General features: G+C 60.5%; 14 protein-coding genes. 9 read left to right on the top strand and 5 right to left on the bottom strand.

Going from position 1 to position 16012, the window contains the following annotated elements; genetic code table 11:
- Positions 1 to 16: 16 nt before the first annotated feature.
- From ACZRJ6_RS16945 to ACZRJ6_RS16955, 3 genes are all read left to right on the top strand, one after another.
- Positions 17 to 523 (top strand): sigma-70 family RNA polymerase sigma factor, encoded by a 507-nt coding sequence (locus ACZRJ6_RS16945; RefSeq protein WP_463969421.1) that lies wholly within the window; start codon positions 17 to 19, stop codon positions 521 to 523.
- Positions 520 to 1275, top strand: a complete 756-nt coding sequence (locus ACZRJ6_RS16950) for an anti-sigma factor family protein (protein WP_463969420.1) — start codon at positions 520 to 522, stop codon at positions 1273 to 1275. Before ACZRJ6_RS16945 ends, ACZRJ6_RS16950 begins: the two co-directional genes overlap by 4 nt.
- 125 nt (positions 1276 to 1400) lie before the next feature.
- The gene (locus ACZRJ6_RS16955) at positions 1401 to 2708 is read left to right on the top strand and encodes a leucine-rich repeat-containing protein kinase family protein (RefSeq protein WP_463969419.1); all 1308 of its coding nucleotides are present in this window, start codon (positions 1401 to 1403) and stop codon (positions 2706 to 2708) included.
- A gap of 45 nt (positions 2709 to 2753) precedes the next feature.
- On the opposite strand, the gene ACZRJ6_RS16960 is transcribed toward ACZRJ6_RS16955, so the two are convergent.
- Complete coding sequence (locus ACZRJ6_RS16960; RefSeq protein ID WP_463969418.1) at positions 2754 to 3458, bottom strand: YebC/PmpR family DNA-binding transcriptional regulator; 705 nt, start codon at positions 3456 to 3458, stop codon at positions 2754 to 2756.
- A gap of 184 nt (positions 3459 to 3642) precedes the next feature.
- Complete coding sequence (locus ACZRJ6_RS16965) at positions 3643 to 4503, bottom strand: LysR substrate-binding domain-containing protein (protein ID WP_463969417.1); 861 nt, start codon at positions 4501 to 4503, stop codon at positions 3643 to 3645.
- Positions 4504 to 4615: 112 nt separating this feature from the next.
- Between ACZRJ6_RS16965 and ACZRJ6_RS16970 the strand changes: the two genes are divergently transcribed.
- From ACZRJ6_RS16970 to ACZRJ6_RS16980, 3 genes are all read left to right on the top strand, one after another.
- Positions 4616 to 5725 (top strand): 2-aminoethylphosphonate--pyruvate transaminase, encoded by a 1110-nt coding sequence (locus tag ACZRJ6_RS16970; protein ID WP_463969416.1) that lies wholly within the window; start codon positions 4616 to 4618, stop codon positions 5723 to 5725.
- A 36-nt stretch (positions 5726 to 5761) separates the two neighbouring features.
- Positions 5762 to 6589 (top strand): phosphonoacetaldehyde hydrolase, encoded by an 828-nt coding sequence (gene phnX / locus ACZRJ6_RS16975; protein ID WP_463969415.1) that lies wholly within the window; start codon positions 5762 to 5764, stop codon positions 6587 to 6589.
- A 122-nt stretch (positions 6590 to 6711) separates the two neighbouring features.
- Positions 6712 to 7257, top strand: a complete 546-nt coding sequence (locus ACZRJ6_RS16980) for a cytochrome b (RefSeq protein ID WP_463969414.1) — start codon at positions 6712 to 6714, stop codon at positions 7255 to 7257.
- A 2-nt stretch (positions 7258 to 7259) separates the two neighbouring features.
- Here ACZRJ6_RS16980 and ACZRJ6_RS16985 read toward each other — a convergent pair whose 3' ends face one another.
- On the bottom strand, positions 7260 to 8153 hold the full coding sequence (locus ACZRJ6_RS16985) for a 1-aminocyclopropane-1-carboxylate deaminase/D-cysteine desulfhydrase (protein WP_463969413.1): 894 nt from the start codon (positions 8151 to 8153) through the stop codon (positions 7260 to 7262).
- 57 nt (positions 8154 to 8210) lie between these two features.
- Positions 8211 to 10250: an oxidoreductase gene (locus ACZRJ6_RS16990; RefSeq protein WP_463969412.1), complete on the bottom strand. Its 2040-nt coding sequence runs from the start codon at positions 10248 to 10250 to the stop codon at positions 8211 to 8213.
- Positions 10251 to 10566: 316 nt separating this feature from the next.
- Here ACZRJ6_RS16990 and ACZRJ6_RS16995 point away from each other — a divergent pair, with 316 nt between their 5' ends.
- The 3 genes from ACZRJ6_RS16995 to ACZRJ6_RS17005 all read left to right on the top strand — a co-directional run bounded on the left by ACZRJ6_RS16995 (position 10567) and on the right by ACZRJ6_RS17005 (position 15689).
- Positions 10567 to 13233, top strand: coding sequence for an autotransporter family protein (locus tag ACZRJ6_RS16995; protein ID WP_463969411.1), 2667 nt, complete (start codon positions 10567 to 10569; stop codon positions 13231 to 13233).
- 281 nt (positions 13234 to 13514) lie between these two features.
- Positions 13515 to 14645: a carbon-nitrogen hydrolase family protein gene (locus ACZRJ6_RS17000; protein WP_463969410.1), complete on the top strand. Its 1131-nt coding sequence runs from the start codon at positions 13515 to 13517 to the stop codon at positions 14643 to 14645.
- Between the two features lie 3 nt (positions 14646 to 14648).
- Positions 14649 to 15689 (top strand): AraC family transcriptional regulator, encoded by a 1041-nt coding sequence (locus tag ACZRJ6_RS17005; RefSeq protein ID WP_463969409.1) that lies wholly within the window; start codon positions 14649 to 14651, stop codon positions 15687 to 15689.
- A 7-nt stretch (positions 15690 to 15696) separates the two neighbouring features.
- On the opposite strand, the gene ACZRJ6_RS17010 is transcribed toward ACZRJ6_RS17005, so the two are convergent.
- A complete protein-coding gene (locus ACZRJ6_RS17010; RefSeq protein WP_463969601.1) occupies positions 15697 to 15834 on the bottom strand; it encodes a hypothetical protein in 138 nt (45 codons plus the stop codon).
- Between the last annotated feature and the right edge of the window lie 178 nt (positions 15835 to 16012).

A 16012-nucleotide genomic window follows, 5' to 3' on the forward strand; every position in this document is an offset into this window, starting at 1 on the left:
GACTAGCCTGAACCCCATGCACGAACTCGACGAACAGTTACGTGAACTCATTCCAAGGCTTCGGCGTTTTGCCGTGTCCCTGACGCGTAACTCCAACAGCGCCGACGACCTGGTACAGGCGAGCCTTGAGCGCGCGATCATCCGTTGGGCCGACAAGCGCCCCGAAGGCGATTTGCGCGCATGGCTGTTCTCGATCCTTTACCGGCAGTTTCTCGATGCACACCGGCGTTCCCGGCGCTATGCGCGGATGCTTGAGTTTTTTACCGGCCGCGATGACGCCCAGCCCTCGGTGGAGCGCACCGTGATTGCGCAATCGACCCTGCAAGCCTTCGACCAACTGAACACCGAACAACGCGCCCTGCTGCTGTGGGTCTCGGTAGAGGGCTTGAGCTACAAGGAAGTCGCCGACATCCTCGATGTGCCCGTCGGCACCGTGATGTCTCGCCTGTCCCGTGCGCGCCAGGCCTTGCGTCAGGTCAGCGACGGCGAAATCACCAGCCCTTCCCTGCGGATACTCAAATGATCAGCCTGCCTCCCAGCGAACGCGATTTGCATGCCTACGTCGATCACCAGCTTTTGGAGGCTGATCGTCGCCTACTCGATACCTGGCTGGCGGCCCACCCCGAGGTCGCGGCCCAGGTCCACGCCTGGCAACAGGATGCACAACACCTGCGCGCCGCCTTGAGCGGCGTGCTGCAACAACAACCCGCCAATCCTGACCTGGACCCGGCCGTGATTCGCCAGCGGATCAAGCGCCAGTCTCGCCGTCACCTCGCCACCGCCGCCGTGCTGTTGATAGCCGTCAGCGTCGGCGGCCTGGGCGGCTGGCAGGCACGGCAAGCGACCATGACCAGCGCGGTGCCACCGATGACCGATGCCATGCAGGCCTATCGCCTGTTTGCCCAGAACCAGATCATGCCCGCCGACTACAAAGTGCAAGACAACGGCGACATGCAAGCCTGGCTCGACCGCTACTTCACCCAGGCCCACCGCCTGCCGGACCTGACCCAGGCGGGTTTCAAGGCGGTCAGCGGGCGCTTGCTCACCACCGAACAGGGCGCGGCGGCCATGGTGCTGTACGAAGACCCCCAAGGCCGGCGCATCAGCTTCTACATCCGGCCACCAGGGCCGGGAAACAACCTGCTGCCACGGGGCAGTCGCAGTGCCGACGGGTTGCAGGCCGAGTACTGGTCGGGCGCCGGCTACAACTATGCGATGGTCAGCCCGGCGGATGAACCGACCACCCGGATGCTCAAGCAGACCATAAGGTTCTAGAACCCCACGCCCAACACCACATGTCAATATCGGTCCTTGCGGTACAGATCGCGCCCCTGCGCTTGTCAAACCGCTATCATCACCACCCGTTACGCCCTTCCTATTGCCGAGTGACCACGCTGTTCATGGATACCCTTGCCCAACTCAAGGCCGGCCAATTGGCTGGCATCAAGCGTCTGGACCTATCGTGCGGGCTGACCGAATTCCCCCGGGAAATCTTCGACCTGGCGGACTCCCTGGAAATTCTCAACCTGAGCGGCAACGCCCTGCACAGTCTGCCGGACGACCTGCACCGCCTGCCCCACTTGCGCGTGCTGTTTTGCTCCGACAATGCCTTCACCGAACTGCCCGAATGCCTGGGCCAGTGCACCCGGTTGAGCATGGTCGGTTTCAAGGCCAACCAAATAGAAAACGTCCCGGCCGCCGCCCTGCCGCCATTGCTGCGTTGGCTGATCCTCACCGACAACCGCATCAGCCGGTTGCCGGCCGAGTTGGGCGAAAGACCGCTGCTGCAAAAACTGATGCTGGCCGGCAATCACCTTGAACAGTTACCCGAGAGCCTGGCCCACTGCAAAAACCTTGAGTTGCTGCGTATCGCCTCCAACCGCTTGACCCACCTGCCGGGTTGGCTGCTGGCGCTGCCCAGCCTGACCTGGCTGGCCTATGCTGGCAACCCGGTGGAAATGGCCGTTGAGATGGCCGGCAACGACACGACACCCAATATTCCCTGGTCGCAACTCGACCTGGCCCAGGTGCTCGGCGAAGGCGCTTCCGGGATCATTCGCCAGGCGACCTGGACCCCAACGACGGGCCCGGCCAGGGCCGTCGCGGTCAAGCTCTACAAAGGCAGCATCACCAGCGACGGTTCTCCCTTGCACGAGATGCAGGCCTGCATCGCTGCCGGCCAACATGCCAATTTGATCAAGGTTGAAGGCCGCGTCATTGGACATCCCGAAGACCAGGCGGCGCTGGTGATGCAACTGATCGAGCCGAGCTACCGCAACCTCGCGGGCTTGCCGAGCCTGGCCTCTTGTACCCGCGACGTCTATGAACCCGGCACGCGTTTGCGCGCCGAGGTGGCCCTGCGCATGGTGAGCGGCATCGCCTCGGTGGCGGCGCATCTGCATCGCCAGGGCATCACCCACGGCGATCTCTACGGCCACAATATTTTGTGGAACGCAGCCGGTGATTGTTTGCTGGGGGACTTTGGTGCCGCCTCGTTCCATGCCACGGCTGACAGCCTCGAAACACAGGCCTTGCAGCGCATTGAAGTGCGGGCATTCGGGGTGTTGCTGGGGGAGTTGCTGGAGCGGATTGAGACCGGGTTGAGCGATGAAAATCGCCGGGCACTGGAGGTATTGCAGGAGCGTTGCTGTCAGCCGGATGTGCTGGCAAGGCCGGGATTCGCCGAGATCGAGGCGCTGTTAGCGTGACCGTATGATCATTCCCACACCGTGTGGGAATGATCAGTTAAAGGGTTAGCCCGCCAACCCGACAAACATGTCCTGCACGTCGTCATGGTTGTCCAGGCCTTCAAGGAAGGCTTCGACTTCAGCCATTTGCTCGTCGCTCAAACCGCTGACCGGGTTCTTCGGCTGATATCCCAGCTTGGCGGACAGCACGGTGAAACCCTGTTCAGGCAAGGCTTTCTGTACGGAGTCGAGGTCAGTAGGCTCGGTGATGAACAGGGTTGCGCCCTCTTCGCCTTCTTCAAAATCCTGAGCGCCGGCTTCAATGGCGGCCATTTCTGGATCGGCGTCCGGGGTGTCTGGCGTGGCTTCGATCATGCCGACATGGTTGAAGTCCCAGGCCACGGAGCCGGAAGCGCCCAGTTGACCCTTGCGAAACGCCACGCGGATTTCCGCCACGGTACGGTTGATGTTGTCGGTCACGCACTCAACGATCAATGGCACCTGATGCGGGGCAAAACCTTCGTAGGTCACGCGATGGTAGTGCACGGTCTCACCCAGCAGGCCAGCGCCTTTCTTGATAGCCCGGTCCAGTGTTTCCTTGGGCATCGAGGCCTTTTTGGCCTGTTCCACCACCAGACGCAGGTGCGCGTTGGTCGAGATATCGGCACCGTTGCGGGCGGCAATGGTGATCTCTTTCACCAGTTTGCCGAAAATCTTGCCCTTGGCATTGGATGCCGCTTCTTTGTGTTTAACCTTCCACTGTGCGCCCATGACTCGCTCTCTTTTGTCCATCGCGCCGAGACGTCTACTGGCCGGCGCTTTGGGGGCAGAGTTTATAGCGCAAAAACACTCTGATCCACCAAAAAACCGGCCGCTGACGCAGGAGGTCAGGTGCGCAATGGTTTGGAGTGGTGGCGACATTCCTGGAGATTGTCAGGGAAAGCCTGCTGGAGGATCAGCCCGGCGCCAACTCAAAAAACGCCTGAATCAAGCGCAACTCCCGGCGCCGCTCCATGCAACCGATCATGTGCCGGTTCACCAGCCCGTCGCCGCTGATGGGAATCGCTCGAACCCGTGGGTCGCGGCTGACCTCCACCGATGACACCACCCCCACCCCCAACTCAGCGGCCACGGCTTCCGTCACCGCTTCGCGGCTGTCCAGTTCCAGCAGCACCTTGGGCTGGACCCCCGCCTGGGTGCAGGCATCGTCGAAGGTGCGGCGGGTAATGGAACTGGGCTCGCGCAGCACCATGATCACCTGGTCCAGTTGCTCAAGGCGAATCCCTGCCGGGTCCGCCAACCAGGGATGCCCTGCCGGCACCAGCGCGCAGATCCGTGACTCACTCAAGGGTTGCAGGTGCAGGCCCTTGCGCGGCTCGACCTCGGTCAACACCGCCACGTCAGCGTGTTCGGACAGCAGTGCGGCGAGGGTTTCCTGAGCGTTGCCCAGGCGCAGGTTGACGGTGATCCCCGGATAACGGGCGCGCAGCTTCGCCAGCATCGGCATGACCATGTGCGGCCCGTCCGCCGCCACTTCCAGGCGCCCGGTGAGCAGTTGCCGGTTGGCCTCCAGCATCGCTTGCGCCTCATCCACCAGGCCAAAGATGGCCCGAGTGATCGCGGCGAGCTTGGTGCCCTCCTCGGTCAATTCCACCCGCCGGGCAGTGCGCCGCAACAGGGTGATCTGGTAGTGCTCCTCCAGCGCCTTGATGTGCCCGGTGACCGCCGGCTGGCTGATAAACAACCGCGCAGCGGCACGGGTAAAACTACCGTCACGGGCGACGGCATCAAATGCACGCAGTTGAAATAAATTCATAGCTATCGGTCTCACTGATGGCTGGCATAACAACAAACAATTTGATTGATGGCAAGGCAAACTGCAACTTATGTCCCGTAGCTTCACCCCAACGCTTTGCGAGGACATCAGAATGAGTACTGCCGCGCCGATCCTGCTCACCCCCGGCCCCTTGACCACCTCCGCCCGTACCCGCCAGGCGATGATGGTGGACTGGGGTTCATGGGATGACAGTTTCAATCAACTGACCGCCAGCCTCTGCAATCAGTTGCTGACCATCGTCAACGGCAGCAACAGCCATCACTGCGTGCCGTTGCAGGGCAGCGGTACTTTCGCGGTCGAAGCGGCCATCGGCACGCTGGTCCCACGGGACGGCAAGGTGCTGGTGCTAATCAATGGCGCCTATGGCAAGCGCCTGGCGAAGATATGCGAAGTGTTGGGCCGCTCATTCAGCACCTTTGAAACCGCCGAAGATGAACCCACCACCGCCGCCGACGTCGACCGCCTGCTGCAGGCTGACAGCCGTATCACCCACGTCGCACTGATCCATTGTGAAACCAGCACCGGCATCCTCAACCCACTACCGGAAATCGCCCAGGTCATCGCCCGCCACGGCAAGCGCCTGATCATCGACGCCATGAGTTCCTTTGGCGCGCTGCCCATCGATGCCCGCCAAGTACCTTTTGATGCGTTGATCGCCGCCTCCGGCAAATGCCTGGAAGGTGTGCCGGGAATGGGTTTTGTCTTCGCCGAAAAACAGGCACTGATAGCCTCCCAGGGCAACAGCCACTCCCTGGCCATGGATCTGTTTGATCAACACAGCTACATGGCCAAGACCGGCCAATGGCGCTTCACCCCGCCAACCCACGTCGTCGCCGCACTGCACGAAGCGTTGCTGCAATACAACGAAGAAGGCGGCTTGCCGGCTCGCCATCAGCGCTATGCCAACAACTGCCAGACACTGCTGGAGGGGATGGCCAAGCTCGGTGTGCGCAGCTTTCTACCCACCGCGATCCAGGCGCCGATCATCGTCACCTTCCACGCGCCAAAAGATCCGCGCTACCAGTTCAAGGACTTCTACGAACGGGTCAAGGCCAAGGGATTCATCCTCTACCCCGGCAAATTAACCCAAGTGGAAACCTTTCGCGTCGGCTGCATCGGCCATGTCAACCAGACCGAGATGCAGGCTGCCGTGGCAGCGATTGCCCAGGTGCTGCAAGAGATGGAAGTGCTGGAAATCTGATTACCCCCACTTATTTTGAACCACAGGATTTGAACCATGAACTACCAAAACCCAAGCAAACTCCAAGCCGCCATCCTCGACTGGGCCGGCACCGTGGTCGACTTCGGCTCCTTCGCCCCAACCCAGATCTTTGTCGAAGCCTTCGCCGAATTCGACGTCCAGGTCTCCATCGAAGAAGCGCGCGGCCCGATGGGCATGGGCAAGTGGGACCACATCCGCACCCTGTGTGACCAGCCGCAAGTGGCCGAGCGGTACCGCAAAGCGTTTGGCCGTACGCCGACCGATGACGACGTGACCGCCATCTACCAACGCTTCATGCCGTTGCAGATCGAAAAGATCGCCGATCACTCCGCCTTGATTCCCGGCGCCCTGGAGACCATCGCGCAGTTGCGTCAGCAAGGTATCAAGATCGGCTCCTGCTCCGGCTACCCTAAGCAGGTCATGGATAAGGTGGTGGAACTGGCCGCCCGTAACGGCTATGTCGCCGACCATGTGGTCGCCACCGACGAAGTGCCCAACGGCCGCCCATGGCCGGCCCAGGCGTTGGCTAACGTGATCGCGCTGGGGATAGATGATGTCGCCGCCTGCGTGAAGATCGACGATACCGTGCCGGGCATTCTGGAAGGCCGTCGTGCCGGGATGTGGACCGTGGCGCTGACCTGCTCGGGCAACGCGCTGGGCCTTACCTATGAACAATTTCGCGCATTGGACGGCGAAACACTGGCCAGCGAACGCGGCCGTATCCAGGGTCAGTTCGAAAGCTCACGCCCGCACTACATGATCGACACTATCAGCGACCTGCCTGCGGTCATTGCCGATATCAATAGCCGTCTGGCACGAGGTGAGATGCCGCAGAGCAACTGATCAAGATCAACATATCGCGACCTCACGCAGTTGCCACGGGCAAATCTGGAAAAAAGGCTTACATTGAAAGGACTTCGTCGCTGAAGAACGGAGGTTTGCCCTGATAAGTGAGGAACAAAGCGATGCCCTGGAAAAACACCGATTCGCGTTACAGTACGATGTCGATTGCCCTGCACTGGCTGATGCTGGTGCTACTGGTGATGGTCTACACCACCATTGAGTTTCGCGGGATATTCCCCAAGGGCAGTGGTGGCCGTACGTTAATCAAGGAGCTGCACTTTATGTTCGGCCTGACGGTATTCGTACTGGTCTGGCTGCGACTGTTCGCGCGCACCCTGGGTGTAGCACCGAAGATCGTGCCGGCGCCGCCGCAATGGCAGGCCTTGCTTGCCACCCTGATGCACGTGGCGCTCTATGTATTCATGATTGGCATGCCGATTTTTGGCTGGTTGATCGTTAGCGCCGAGGGACACTCGGTGCTGTTTTACGGGATTGAGTTACCGCCGCTGATTGGCGAGAACAAGGACCTGGCCAAGCAGATCGAAGGCTGGCACGTGCTGGGTGGCACCATCGGCTATTGGCTGATCGGCCTGCATGCCGTAGCGGGGCTTTATCACCATTACTTTATGCGTGACAACACCGTGCGGCGGATGATGCCTAAACGCTGACCCTACGCAAAACCCCGGCGGCCCTGTAAGCCGCCGGTGTGGATGAAGATCAGGCGTGTGCCTACGGCAAACCGGCCCGCCTCGACTTGCTCCTTCAACGCCAGCAACGCCTTGGCGGTGTAAAGAGGCTCAAGGGGCAAACCGCTGGCCTGTTCCGTGGCGTCGATAAACGCCAGCAGCACGGGATCAACCTGGGCAAATCCGCCTCGGCTGGCATCGAGCAGCTCGAACCCTCCTTGCACAATCTCGCGCACATGGCGCTCCACACCGTGATCCAGCGGCACCGCCAGCGCGCCATACACCGGGTGCGCGCCCGCCTCGGCCAGCACCAGCCCGGCCAACGTGGTGCCCGTCCCGGCTGCCAGCCACCAACCGTGATAATCCTCCCAACCCAGACCGCGTAACTGTGCCTGTGTCTGAAACACCAACTGCCTGCAGCCCATGGCCCCCGACAATCCTCCGCCACCCTCAGGCACCGGGTGCAAATGCGGATACTGTTCCTTCCACGGCAGCCAAAAATCAGGCTTATGGCGCGCCCGATATCCGCCATAGCCCAGCCAATGCAGCTGCATGCCGAAGGCCTTGAGGTCAACTACGGTGGGGGTTTCTTGAGGATGACCACGCAATAGCCCGACGGTGGCAAAGCCGAAGCGTTTGCCGGCTGCCGCCAACGCGTGCAGGTGGTTGGAGTAAGCACCGCCCAGGCTGATGATGCCGCTAGCGCCGGCTTGCTGAGCTTGAGCCAAATGCTCGGTCAGCTTGAACCACTTGTTACCGCTGATCAGCGGGTCGATACGATCCAGGCGTAGCACCGCAACCTCGATGCCTGCGCGAGCCAGCCAGTCCAGATGCAACGGTTCAAGCGGGGCGTGAGGGAGCCAGTCGAAGGGACCCATGGCAGCGAGTCTGCATGAAAAAAGGGGCGGTAGTCTAACACCGCCCCTTTAACGCACTTACAACTCAGCGGCGAGGCGCGAGCCCTGGTTGATGGCGCGCTTGGCATCCAGCTCGGCGGCAACATCGGCACCACCGATCAGATGCACATTCTGCCCGGCAGCGACCAGACCGTCCTGCAGTTCGCGCAGCGGGTCTTGGCCGGCACAGATGACAATGTTGTCCACCGCCAACACCTGGGGCTCGCCGTCGGCACCGATGCGGATGTGCAAACCTTCATCATCGATCTTCAAGTACTCGACGCTGTTGAGCATCTGCACCTGTTTGTTCTTCAGGCCGGCGCGGTGAATCCAGCCGGTGGTCTTGCCCAGGCCGTCGCCAACCTTGGAAGCCTTGCGCTGCAGCAGGAACACCTGGCGCGCCGGTGCATGAGGCTCAGCCTTGATTCCGGCCACGCCGCCCCGCGCCTCAAGGTGAGTATCAATGCCCCACTCTTTCCAGAACGCCTCACGGTTCAGGCTGGTAGACACGCCTTGGTGCACGAGGAATTCCGACACGTCAAAACCGATGCCACCGGCCCCGATTACCGCCACACGCTTGCCCACTGGCTTGCGCTCCAGGATCACGTCCAGGTAGCTGAGCACCTTGGCGTTCTCGACACCCGGAATCGCTGGGGTACGCGGCGCAATACCGGTGGCCAGGATGATTTCGTCATAGCCGCCAGCCACCAGATGCTCCACATCCACGCGGGTGTTGAGGCACAACTCGACATGGGTCGTCTGCAACTTGCGCTTGAAGTAGCGCAGGGTTTCAACAAACTCTTCCTTGCCCGGTACGCGCTTGGCGATATTGAACTGGCCGCCGATCTCGCTGGCGGAATCGAACAGCGTCACTTGATGTCCGCGTTCGGCTGCCACGGTCGCTGCAGCCAAACCCGCAGGCCCGGCGCCGACCACGGCGACTTTCTTGATCTGCTTGACAGGCAGATAGTTGAGTTCGGTCTCATGGCACGCCCGTGGGTTGACCAGGCAGGTGGTCAGTTTTCCGCTGAAGGTGTGATCCAGGCAGGCCTGATTGCAGCCAATACACGTATTGATCTCGTCAGCGCGGCCTTCAGCAGCCTTGTTGACGAAGTCCGCATCCGCCAGGAACGGCCGGGCCATGGAGACCATGTCGGCATCGCCTTCGGCCAGGATCTGCTCGGCGATTTGCGGGGTGTTGATACGGTTGGTGGTAATCAGCGGGATCTTCACCGAACCGCGCAGCTTGGCAGTCACTTTACTGAAGGCGCCACGGGGGACTTTGGTGGCGATGGTCGGGATGCGCGCTTCATGCCAGCCAATGCCGGTGTTGATAAGCGTCGCGCCAGCCTGCTCGATGGCCTTGGCCAACTGCACGATTTCTTCCCAGGTGCTGCCGCCTTCCACCAGATCGAGCATCGACAGGCGGAAGATGATGATGAAATTGGGCCCCACGGCTTCGCGCACCCGACGGACGATCTCCACCGGCAAGCGCATGCGGTTTTCGTAGGCACCGCCCCAACGGTCGGTGCGATGATTGGTGTGGGCGGCGAGAAACTGGTTAATGAAGTAGCCTTCAGAACCCATGATTTCCACACCGTCATACTCGGCGACCTGGGCCAGTACCGAGCAGGTGACGAAATCGCTGATCTGCTTTTCGATGCCCTCTTCGTCCAGCTCTTTAGGCTTGAACGGGTTGATCGGCGCCTGGATTGCGCTTGGCGCTACCTGCCTGGGGCTGTAGGCATAACGGCCGGCATGGAGAATCTGCATGCAGATCTTGCCACCCGCCTCGTGCACGGCATGCGTGACGATCTTGTGTTTTTGCGCCTCTTCCTCGGTGGTCAGCTTGGCCGCACCGGAATACACCCCGCCTTCATCGTTGGGGCCAATGCCGCCAGTGACCATCAGGCCAACGCCGCCACGGGCGCGCTCGGCAAAATAGGCCGCCATGCGCTCGAAACCACCGGGTTTTTCTTCAAGGCCAGTGTGCATCGAGCCCATCAGTGTGCGGTTGCGCAAGGTGGTAAAACCCAGGTCCAACGGGGCCAGCAGGTGCGGGTAGGCAGCAGCGGTCATGGTACAGCTCCACAACGGATCATCACGGGACGTGGGACGCTCGAACGGCACCCCATCGGTTTATGTCCCACAGACTAAGAGTCCACCCGCTGTCGCTCAATGACTGAAACTGACAACTTATTGATCCAAATGTGCAGCACCTCTTGACAAGTGTGTCTATCAGCCCTGCCCAAGCGCCGAACCCTCCATGAGTATTCACCAGGGTCTAAATTCTGTTCACTCACCCTTGAGCCAAGCCAGCGCACCCCATTAATTGCCAACCTGAACGACATGTACTAAACCCAGTACAGTTTTATAACTAGAGCAGGACGGCCTTATGTACACGGAACGGTTATTTACCAAGCCTGCTCTACTCGGCGTGAGCGTACTTTCCCTGATGAGCCTCGCCTTGCAGCAAGCCCAGGCCGCGTGTGTACTTACCCCAGGCCTCGGGGTTGATTCTTATGTGTGCGACAGCGGCACCAGCGCTACCGGCCTTACCGACTTGTTGGGCAACAACACCCTGACACTCCCCGCCGGCGGCACCGGCACCATCAACGGCAACATCACCTTCGGTCCGGGGGGTGACTTCGTCGACATAAACTCTGGCCGCATCGTGGGGACAGTCACCCAGGGTGACGGTGCCGATCGCTTCCAGATCAGTGCCGGCACGGTCACCGGGGCTGTTTCCCAAGGCAATGGTATCGATGACTTTGTAATGAGCGGCGGACAAATCCAGTCCCTGGCCCAAGGGGACGGCCGCGACACCTTCCTGATGACCGGGGGTACCATCGTCGGCGCCTTTGAAGACGGCGACGTGGCGCAGCAGACCAGCGGCACCATCGGCCGGGTCGACATGAAGCTGGATAACAATATCTACGACATGTCCGGTGGCTCGATTCTCGGCAACCTGGTGACCGGTTTTGGCACCGACCAGATTATCGTTTCCGGCGGCACTATCGGCGGCAATATCAGCGTCAGCGGTGGCAATGACAGCATCACAATCAGCGGCGGGATCATTAACGGCGAAATCCGCGCCAGCGTCGGCAACGACACACTCAACTGGATCAATGGCGGCCAGATCAAATCAGCAGTGCTGATGGGCGACGGCGACGATACCGCGCTGCTCAGCGGCCTGACTGAAAGCCTGTTAAGTACCACGCCGTCCATCGACGGTGGCCTGGGCAATGATCAACTGACCTTCGATAACACCACCTCCAGCACAGCATCGCGTTACATCGGCTGGGAAACCGTCAACCTCAACAACAATTCGCGCTTCGACCTGACGGGGGATTTTTTCCTCGGTGACAGCGCCAGCAATATCGGAACCTTTTCCATCGACAACAGCAGTGTGCTGGCCGTGACCCAGGGCAGCATCCGTCCCTATACCGCCGGCCAGTTGGCCACCCTCAGCAACGCCGGTACCATCGACATGACCACCGCCAGCAACAGCGCCACCGACTCGCTGACCGTGCACGGCAACTATGTTGGCAACAACGGCCAGTTGTGGCTGCAAACAGCGCTGGGGGACGATAACTCCGCCACGGACAAACTGGTGGTCTCGGACGGCACCATCAGCGGTAACACCCAATTGGCGGTGACCAACCTCGGTGGCCTCGGTGGCCTTACGCAAAACAATGGGATCGAGGTGGTGCAGGCGCTCAACGGCGCGGTCAGCACTACCGATGCCTTTGCCCTGAAAGGCTCGGTTTCTGCCGGGGCCTATGAGTACTATCTATTCAAGGGCGGGGTGACGGCGGGTTCGGAAAACAACTGGTACCTGCGCTCCTCGGTAGTGGCGGTGCAACCGCCCGTGGTACCGACGCCCCCACCAGTGCCGCCAGTCGTGGTGCCGATACCACCGATTCCACCGACACCACCCGTGGTCGCGCCCGATGAACCGCCCGTGGAGCCGCCGACCTCACAGCCTGTCGCGCCAGTCGAGCCCCCTGCTCCACCACCCACTCAAGTGCCGGCCGGAGCCTCGCCTGAGCCTGCCGTCACCACCCCACTACTGCCAACAGCGATCGCGGGCGCCGAGCCAATTCCCCTGTACCGCCTGGAAGTGCCCGTGTATTCGGTGGTGGTGCCGGCCGCACAGTTGATGACCTTGCAAGCGCTGGGTACGTTCCATGAACGCCAGGGCGAACAAAGCCTGCTGAGCGAAACCGGAGCCGTCCCGGCCGGTTGGGGTCGTGCGTATGGCAGTGACTTCAACAAGAGCTGGTCAGGCACCGTTTCGCCGAGTTTCGACGGTTCTGTCAAAGGCTATCAGGTGGGTCACGATCTCTACGCCTCTGAAACCAGTGGCGGGCAGACCCAACGCTTCGGTTTGTTCGTGGGTCAAAGCCGCTTACAGGGCGACGTCAAAGGCTTTGCCTTGGGCTTCCAGGACCGCCGCTCCGGTCGGGTCAAACTTGACGGGGACAACTTCGGTGCCTACTGGACCCTAACCGATCCCAAAGGCTGGTACGTGGACCTCGTGGCCATGGGTACCCGACTGGATGGCGACAACAAATCCGACCGTGGCGTGAAGATGGACAGCAAGGGCCACGCACTGGCGCTGTCGGCAGAAGCCGGGTATCCGATTACCGTGTCGGAACACTGGGTAGTGGAACCGCAGGTCCAGGTGATCAACCAGCAGATTGATATGGACAGCCAGAATGACGGCATTTCCAAGGTCTCATTCGACTCCCAGGATTACTGGACCGGGCGCGTCGGCGCACGCCTGAAAGGCCGTTACCTGGTGCAGAACACACCGATCGAACCTTATCTGCGAGCCAACGCCTGGCGCACCTTCGGTGGCAGCGATACGGTGACCTACGATGACGTTGACCGGATCAAGAGCGATCACAAGTCCTCCTCCGCCGACCTGGGCGTGGGCGTGGTTGCCCGCTTGTCCTCAACGGTGAGCGTGTACCTGGCGGCGGACTACAACACTAATCTGGATACCAACGAACTGGAGGGTGTCAGTGGTAACGCGGGGGTTCGGATCAGTTGGTAAATAATCCCAGTCAGTCAAGCGAGCACAAGGCTCAAAATAACGAAGATCTCATGTGAGTGTGCGCTTGCCCCTAACTTCACTTCGATGGGTTTGGGTGCAAGTGCAGATCACATTTGACACAACGCATCCTCCGTGTTGAATGAGACCGACATTCACCCCGCCGCAAAAATATGATTTCATATCAATCTTAAATTTTGCGCCCAACCATTGTTTTTCGTACCTGCGATACAGTTTTAAGAGAACATGCAAGATCATGCACACCGTCCGTTGTCATTTTCCCCATGCGTAAACTGCTTGCCTTAACCCTCACCATGGCCTTCGTCGCCGCCGTTTCCGCCTATCTGGTCTGGACCCAGGAGCGCCCCGTGGGGCATTACCTGTCGGACCTGCGGATCAACCTGGCAGTCGACGAAGGTATCCCCGCCGATCGCGGCAACCTGCTGGGCATCCAGCCGGAACTGTTTCCCGCCGACTACCAGAGCCTGGAACGCCTGCACCTGAAACTGTCGGCCTACCTGCGCAAAGCCCAGGACCAAGGCCTGCTTAACGAGAAAACCATCGTCGTATTGCCCGAACATGTCGGCACTTGGCTGATGCTCAGTGGCGAAAAAGACCAGTTGTACCAGGCCACCAGTCTTGAAGAGGCGATGAACTGGCTGTCGGCCAGCAACCCGCTGCTGTTCCTTCGCGCCCTGATCAGCGCCGAGGGCGCCAACCGTATGGACGACGCCTACCTGCGCATGAAAGCGCCGACCATGGCGCGCGACTATCAGATTCTGTTTGGCGGCCTGGCCAAAGAGTTCGGCATCACCCTGGTGGCCGGCTCCATTGCCTTGCCCAACCCCAGTGTCAGCCAAGGCCAATTGCAGGTCGGCCATGGCGCGCTGTACAACGCCAGCCTGGTATTTGGCCGTGATGGCTTTCCGTTGGGCCAACCCCAGCGCCAGCTCTACCCGATCTTCGATGAACGCGGTTTTATCCAACCCAGCGATGAAAACGCCATCAGCGTGATCGATACGCCTGCCGGCCGCCTGGGCATCCTGATTGGCAGCGACAGTTGGTACCCGGACAACTACCGCAAGCTCAATGAACAAGGCGCGCAATTGGTGGTGGTGCCGGCGTTCGTCATTGGCCGCGATACGTGGGACAAACCGTGGCGTGGCTTCAAGAGCGTATCTACGCCGCCGGAAGTCAGCCTCAAACCCGAAGAACTCAGTGAAGGCGAAGCCTGGCACCGCCTGACGCTGATCAGCCAACAACCCATCAGCCAAGCCACGGCCGGCATGAGTGTTTTCCTGCGCGGGCAGTTCTGGGACCAGAGCAGTGCCGGGCAGAGCTTTCTCACCCGCAATGGCGAAGTGTTCGCCGACAGCAACGCGCGTGGTGCGCGCATGCTGAACGTCTGGCTGTAAATCATGAAGCCTGCGCCAATGCGCCTCGGGGATTTATCGGTGGGCTTTGTCCACACACTGGCCGACGCCATCCTCAGCCATGGCCTGGACCCGCAACCACTGCTGCTGCAATACGGCCTGGACCCGGCACGCCTTGGCGAGGCCGGTGCTCGCTTGTCGATCCCCCGCTACATGCGCCTGGGCCACGCGGCCATTCAGTTGACCGGCGATCCGAGCCTGGGTTTGCGCATGGGCCAGCTCAGTCGCTTGAGCCAGGCAGGGTTGGCTGGTGTCACCGCCGCCCAGGCGCCCACCGTACGCGAGGCAGCCCGTACGCTGACCCGCTTCGAAGCGTTGTATGGCGCCAATTACCGTGGCCAGTCCAGCTTTCATGAAGACGCCCAGGGCGCGTGGTTACGTTTCTACTCCATCAGCCCCTACAACGCCTACAACCGCTTTGTGGTGGACTCGATCATCGCCGGCTGGCTGCATCAGCTGTCGAGCCTGAGCGCAGAACCGGTGCGGGCCGAACGGATCGAGATCGAATTCGCGGCGCCCGACTACAGTCCGTGCTACAGCGTTCTGGGAGACTGTCAGATTCAGTTTGGTGCCGAGGCCAATCAACTGCGCCTGAGCCAACACACCCTGGCACTGCGCAACCCCGCGCATTGCCCCAGTACCTGGCAAACGCTGTTGCAACTGTGTGAAAGGGAATTGGAGCAGTTGACCCGCACCCGCAGCCTGCGCGAGCGCATCACCCGTTTACTCGGGCCGATGCTCAATGGCGGCCGGGAACCCAACCTGGAAGAAGTGGCGGCACGCTTGAAGCTGCCAACCTGGACCTTGCGCCGCAAACTGGCCGAAGAAGGCACGCAGTTTCGGGCGATCCTCAACGATACCCGCCGCGACCTGGCCATGACCTATATTCGCGATACGGAACTGGCGTTCGGCGAAATCGCCTACTTGCTCGGCTTTGCCTCAGCCGAAGCCTTTCAACGGGCGTTCAAGCGTTGGAACAGCCAGACCCCAGGGGAATTTCGCCGCAGTCAGCGGCATTCAGCCTGACGTCCGGTTACAGCTCTGTGGCGTCATCAGCCGGGTCCAACGGGTCCAGTTCAAAGGCCTGGTACTCCAGCAATTCTTCCTGGTAATCGTCCATTGTCAGCTCCTTGTTGAGTGCAACGCGGTGGTTGCTTAATGACCTGCTCAACCAGCCTAAAGTGCCGTCATGACGAAAAAATGTACGGGCGATGACGTTCCTGCACCTGAATATTAAACGTAGCCGCGTTCTGCTGATTTAGCATGACTTAACGGATGCAATTGCAATCATTGCAATTGCAATAATATATAAAAATCCATTAGGGTGTGGGCCTACGTTGCCAGGCGAC

The sequence above is a fragment of the Pseudomonas sp. C321 genome, assembly GCF_055407105.1.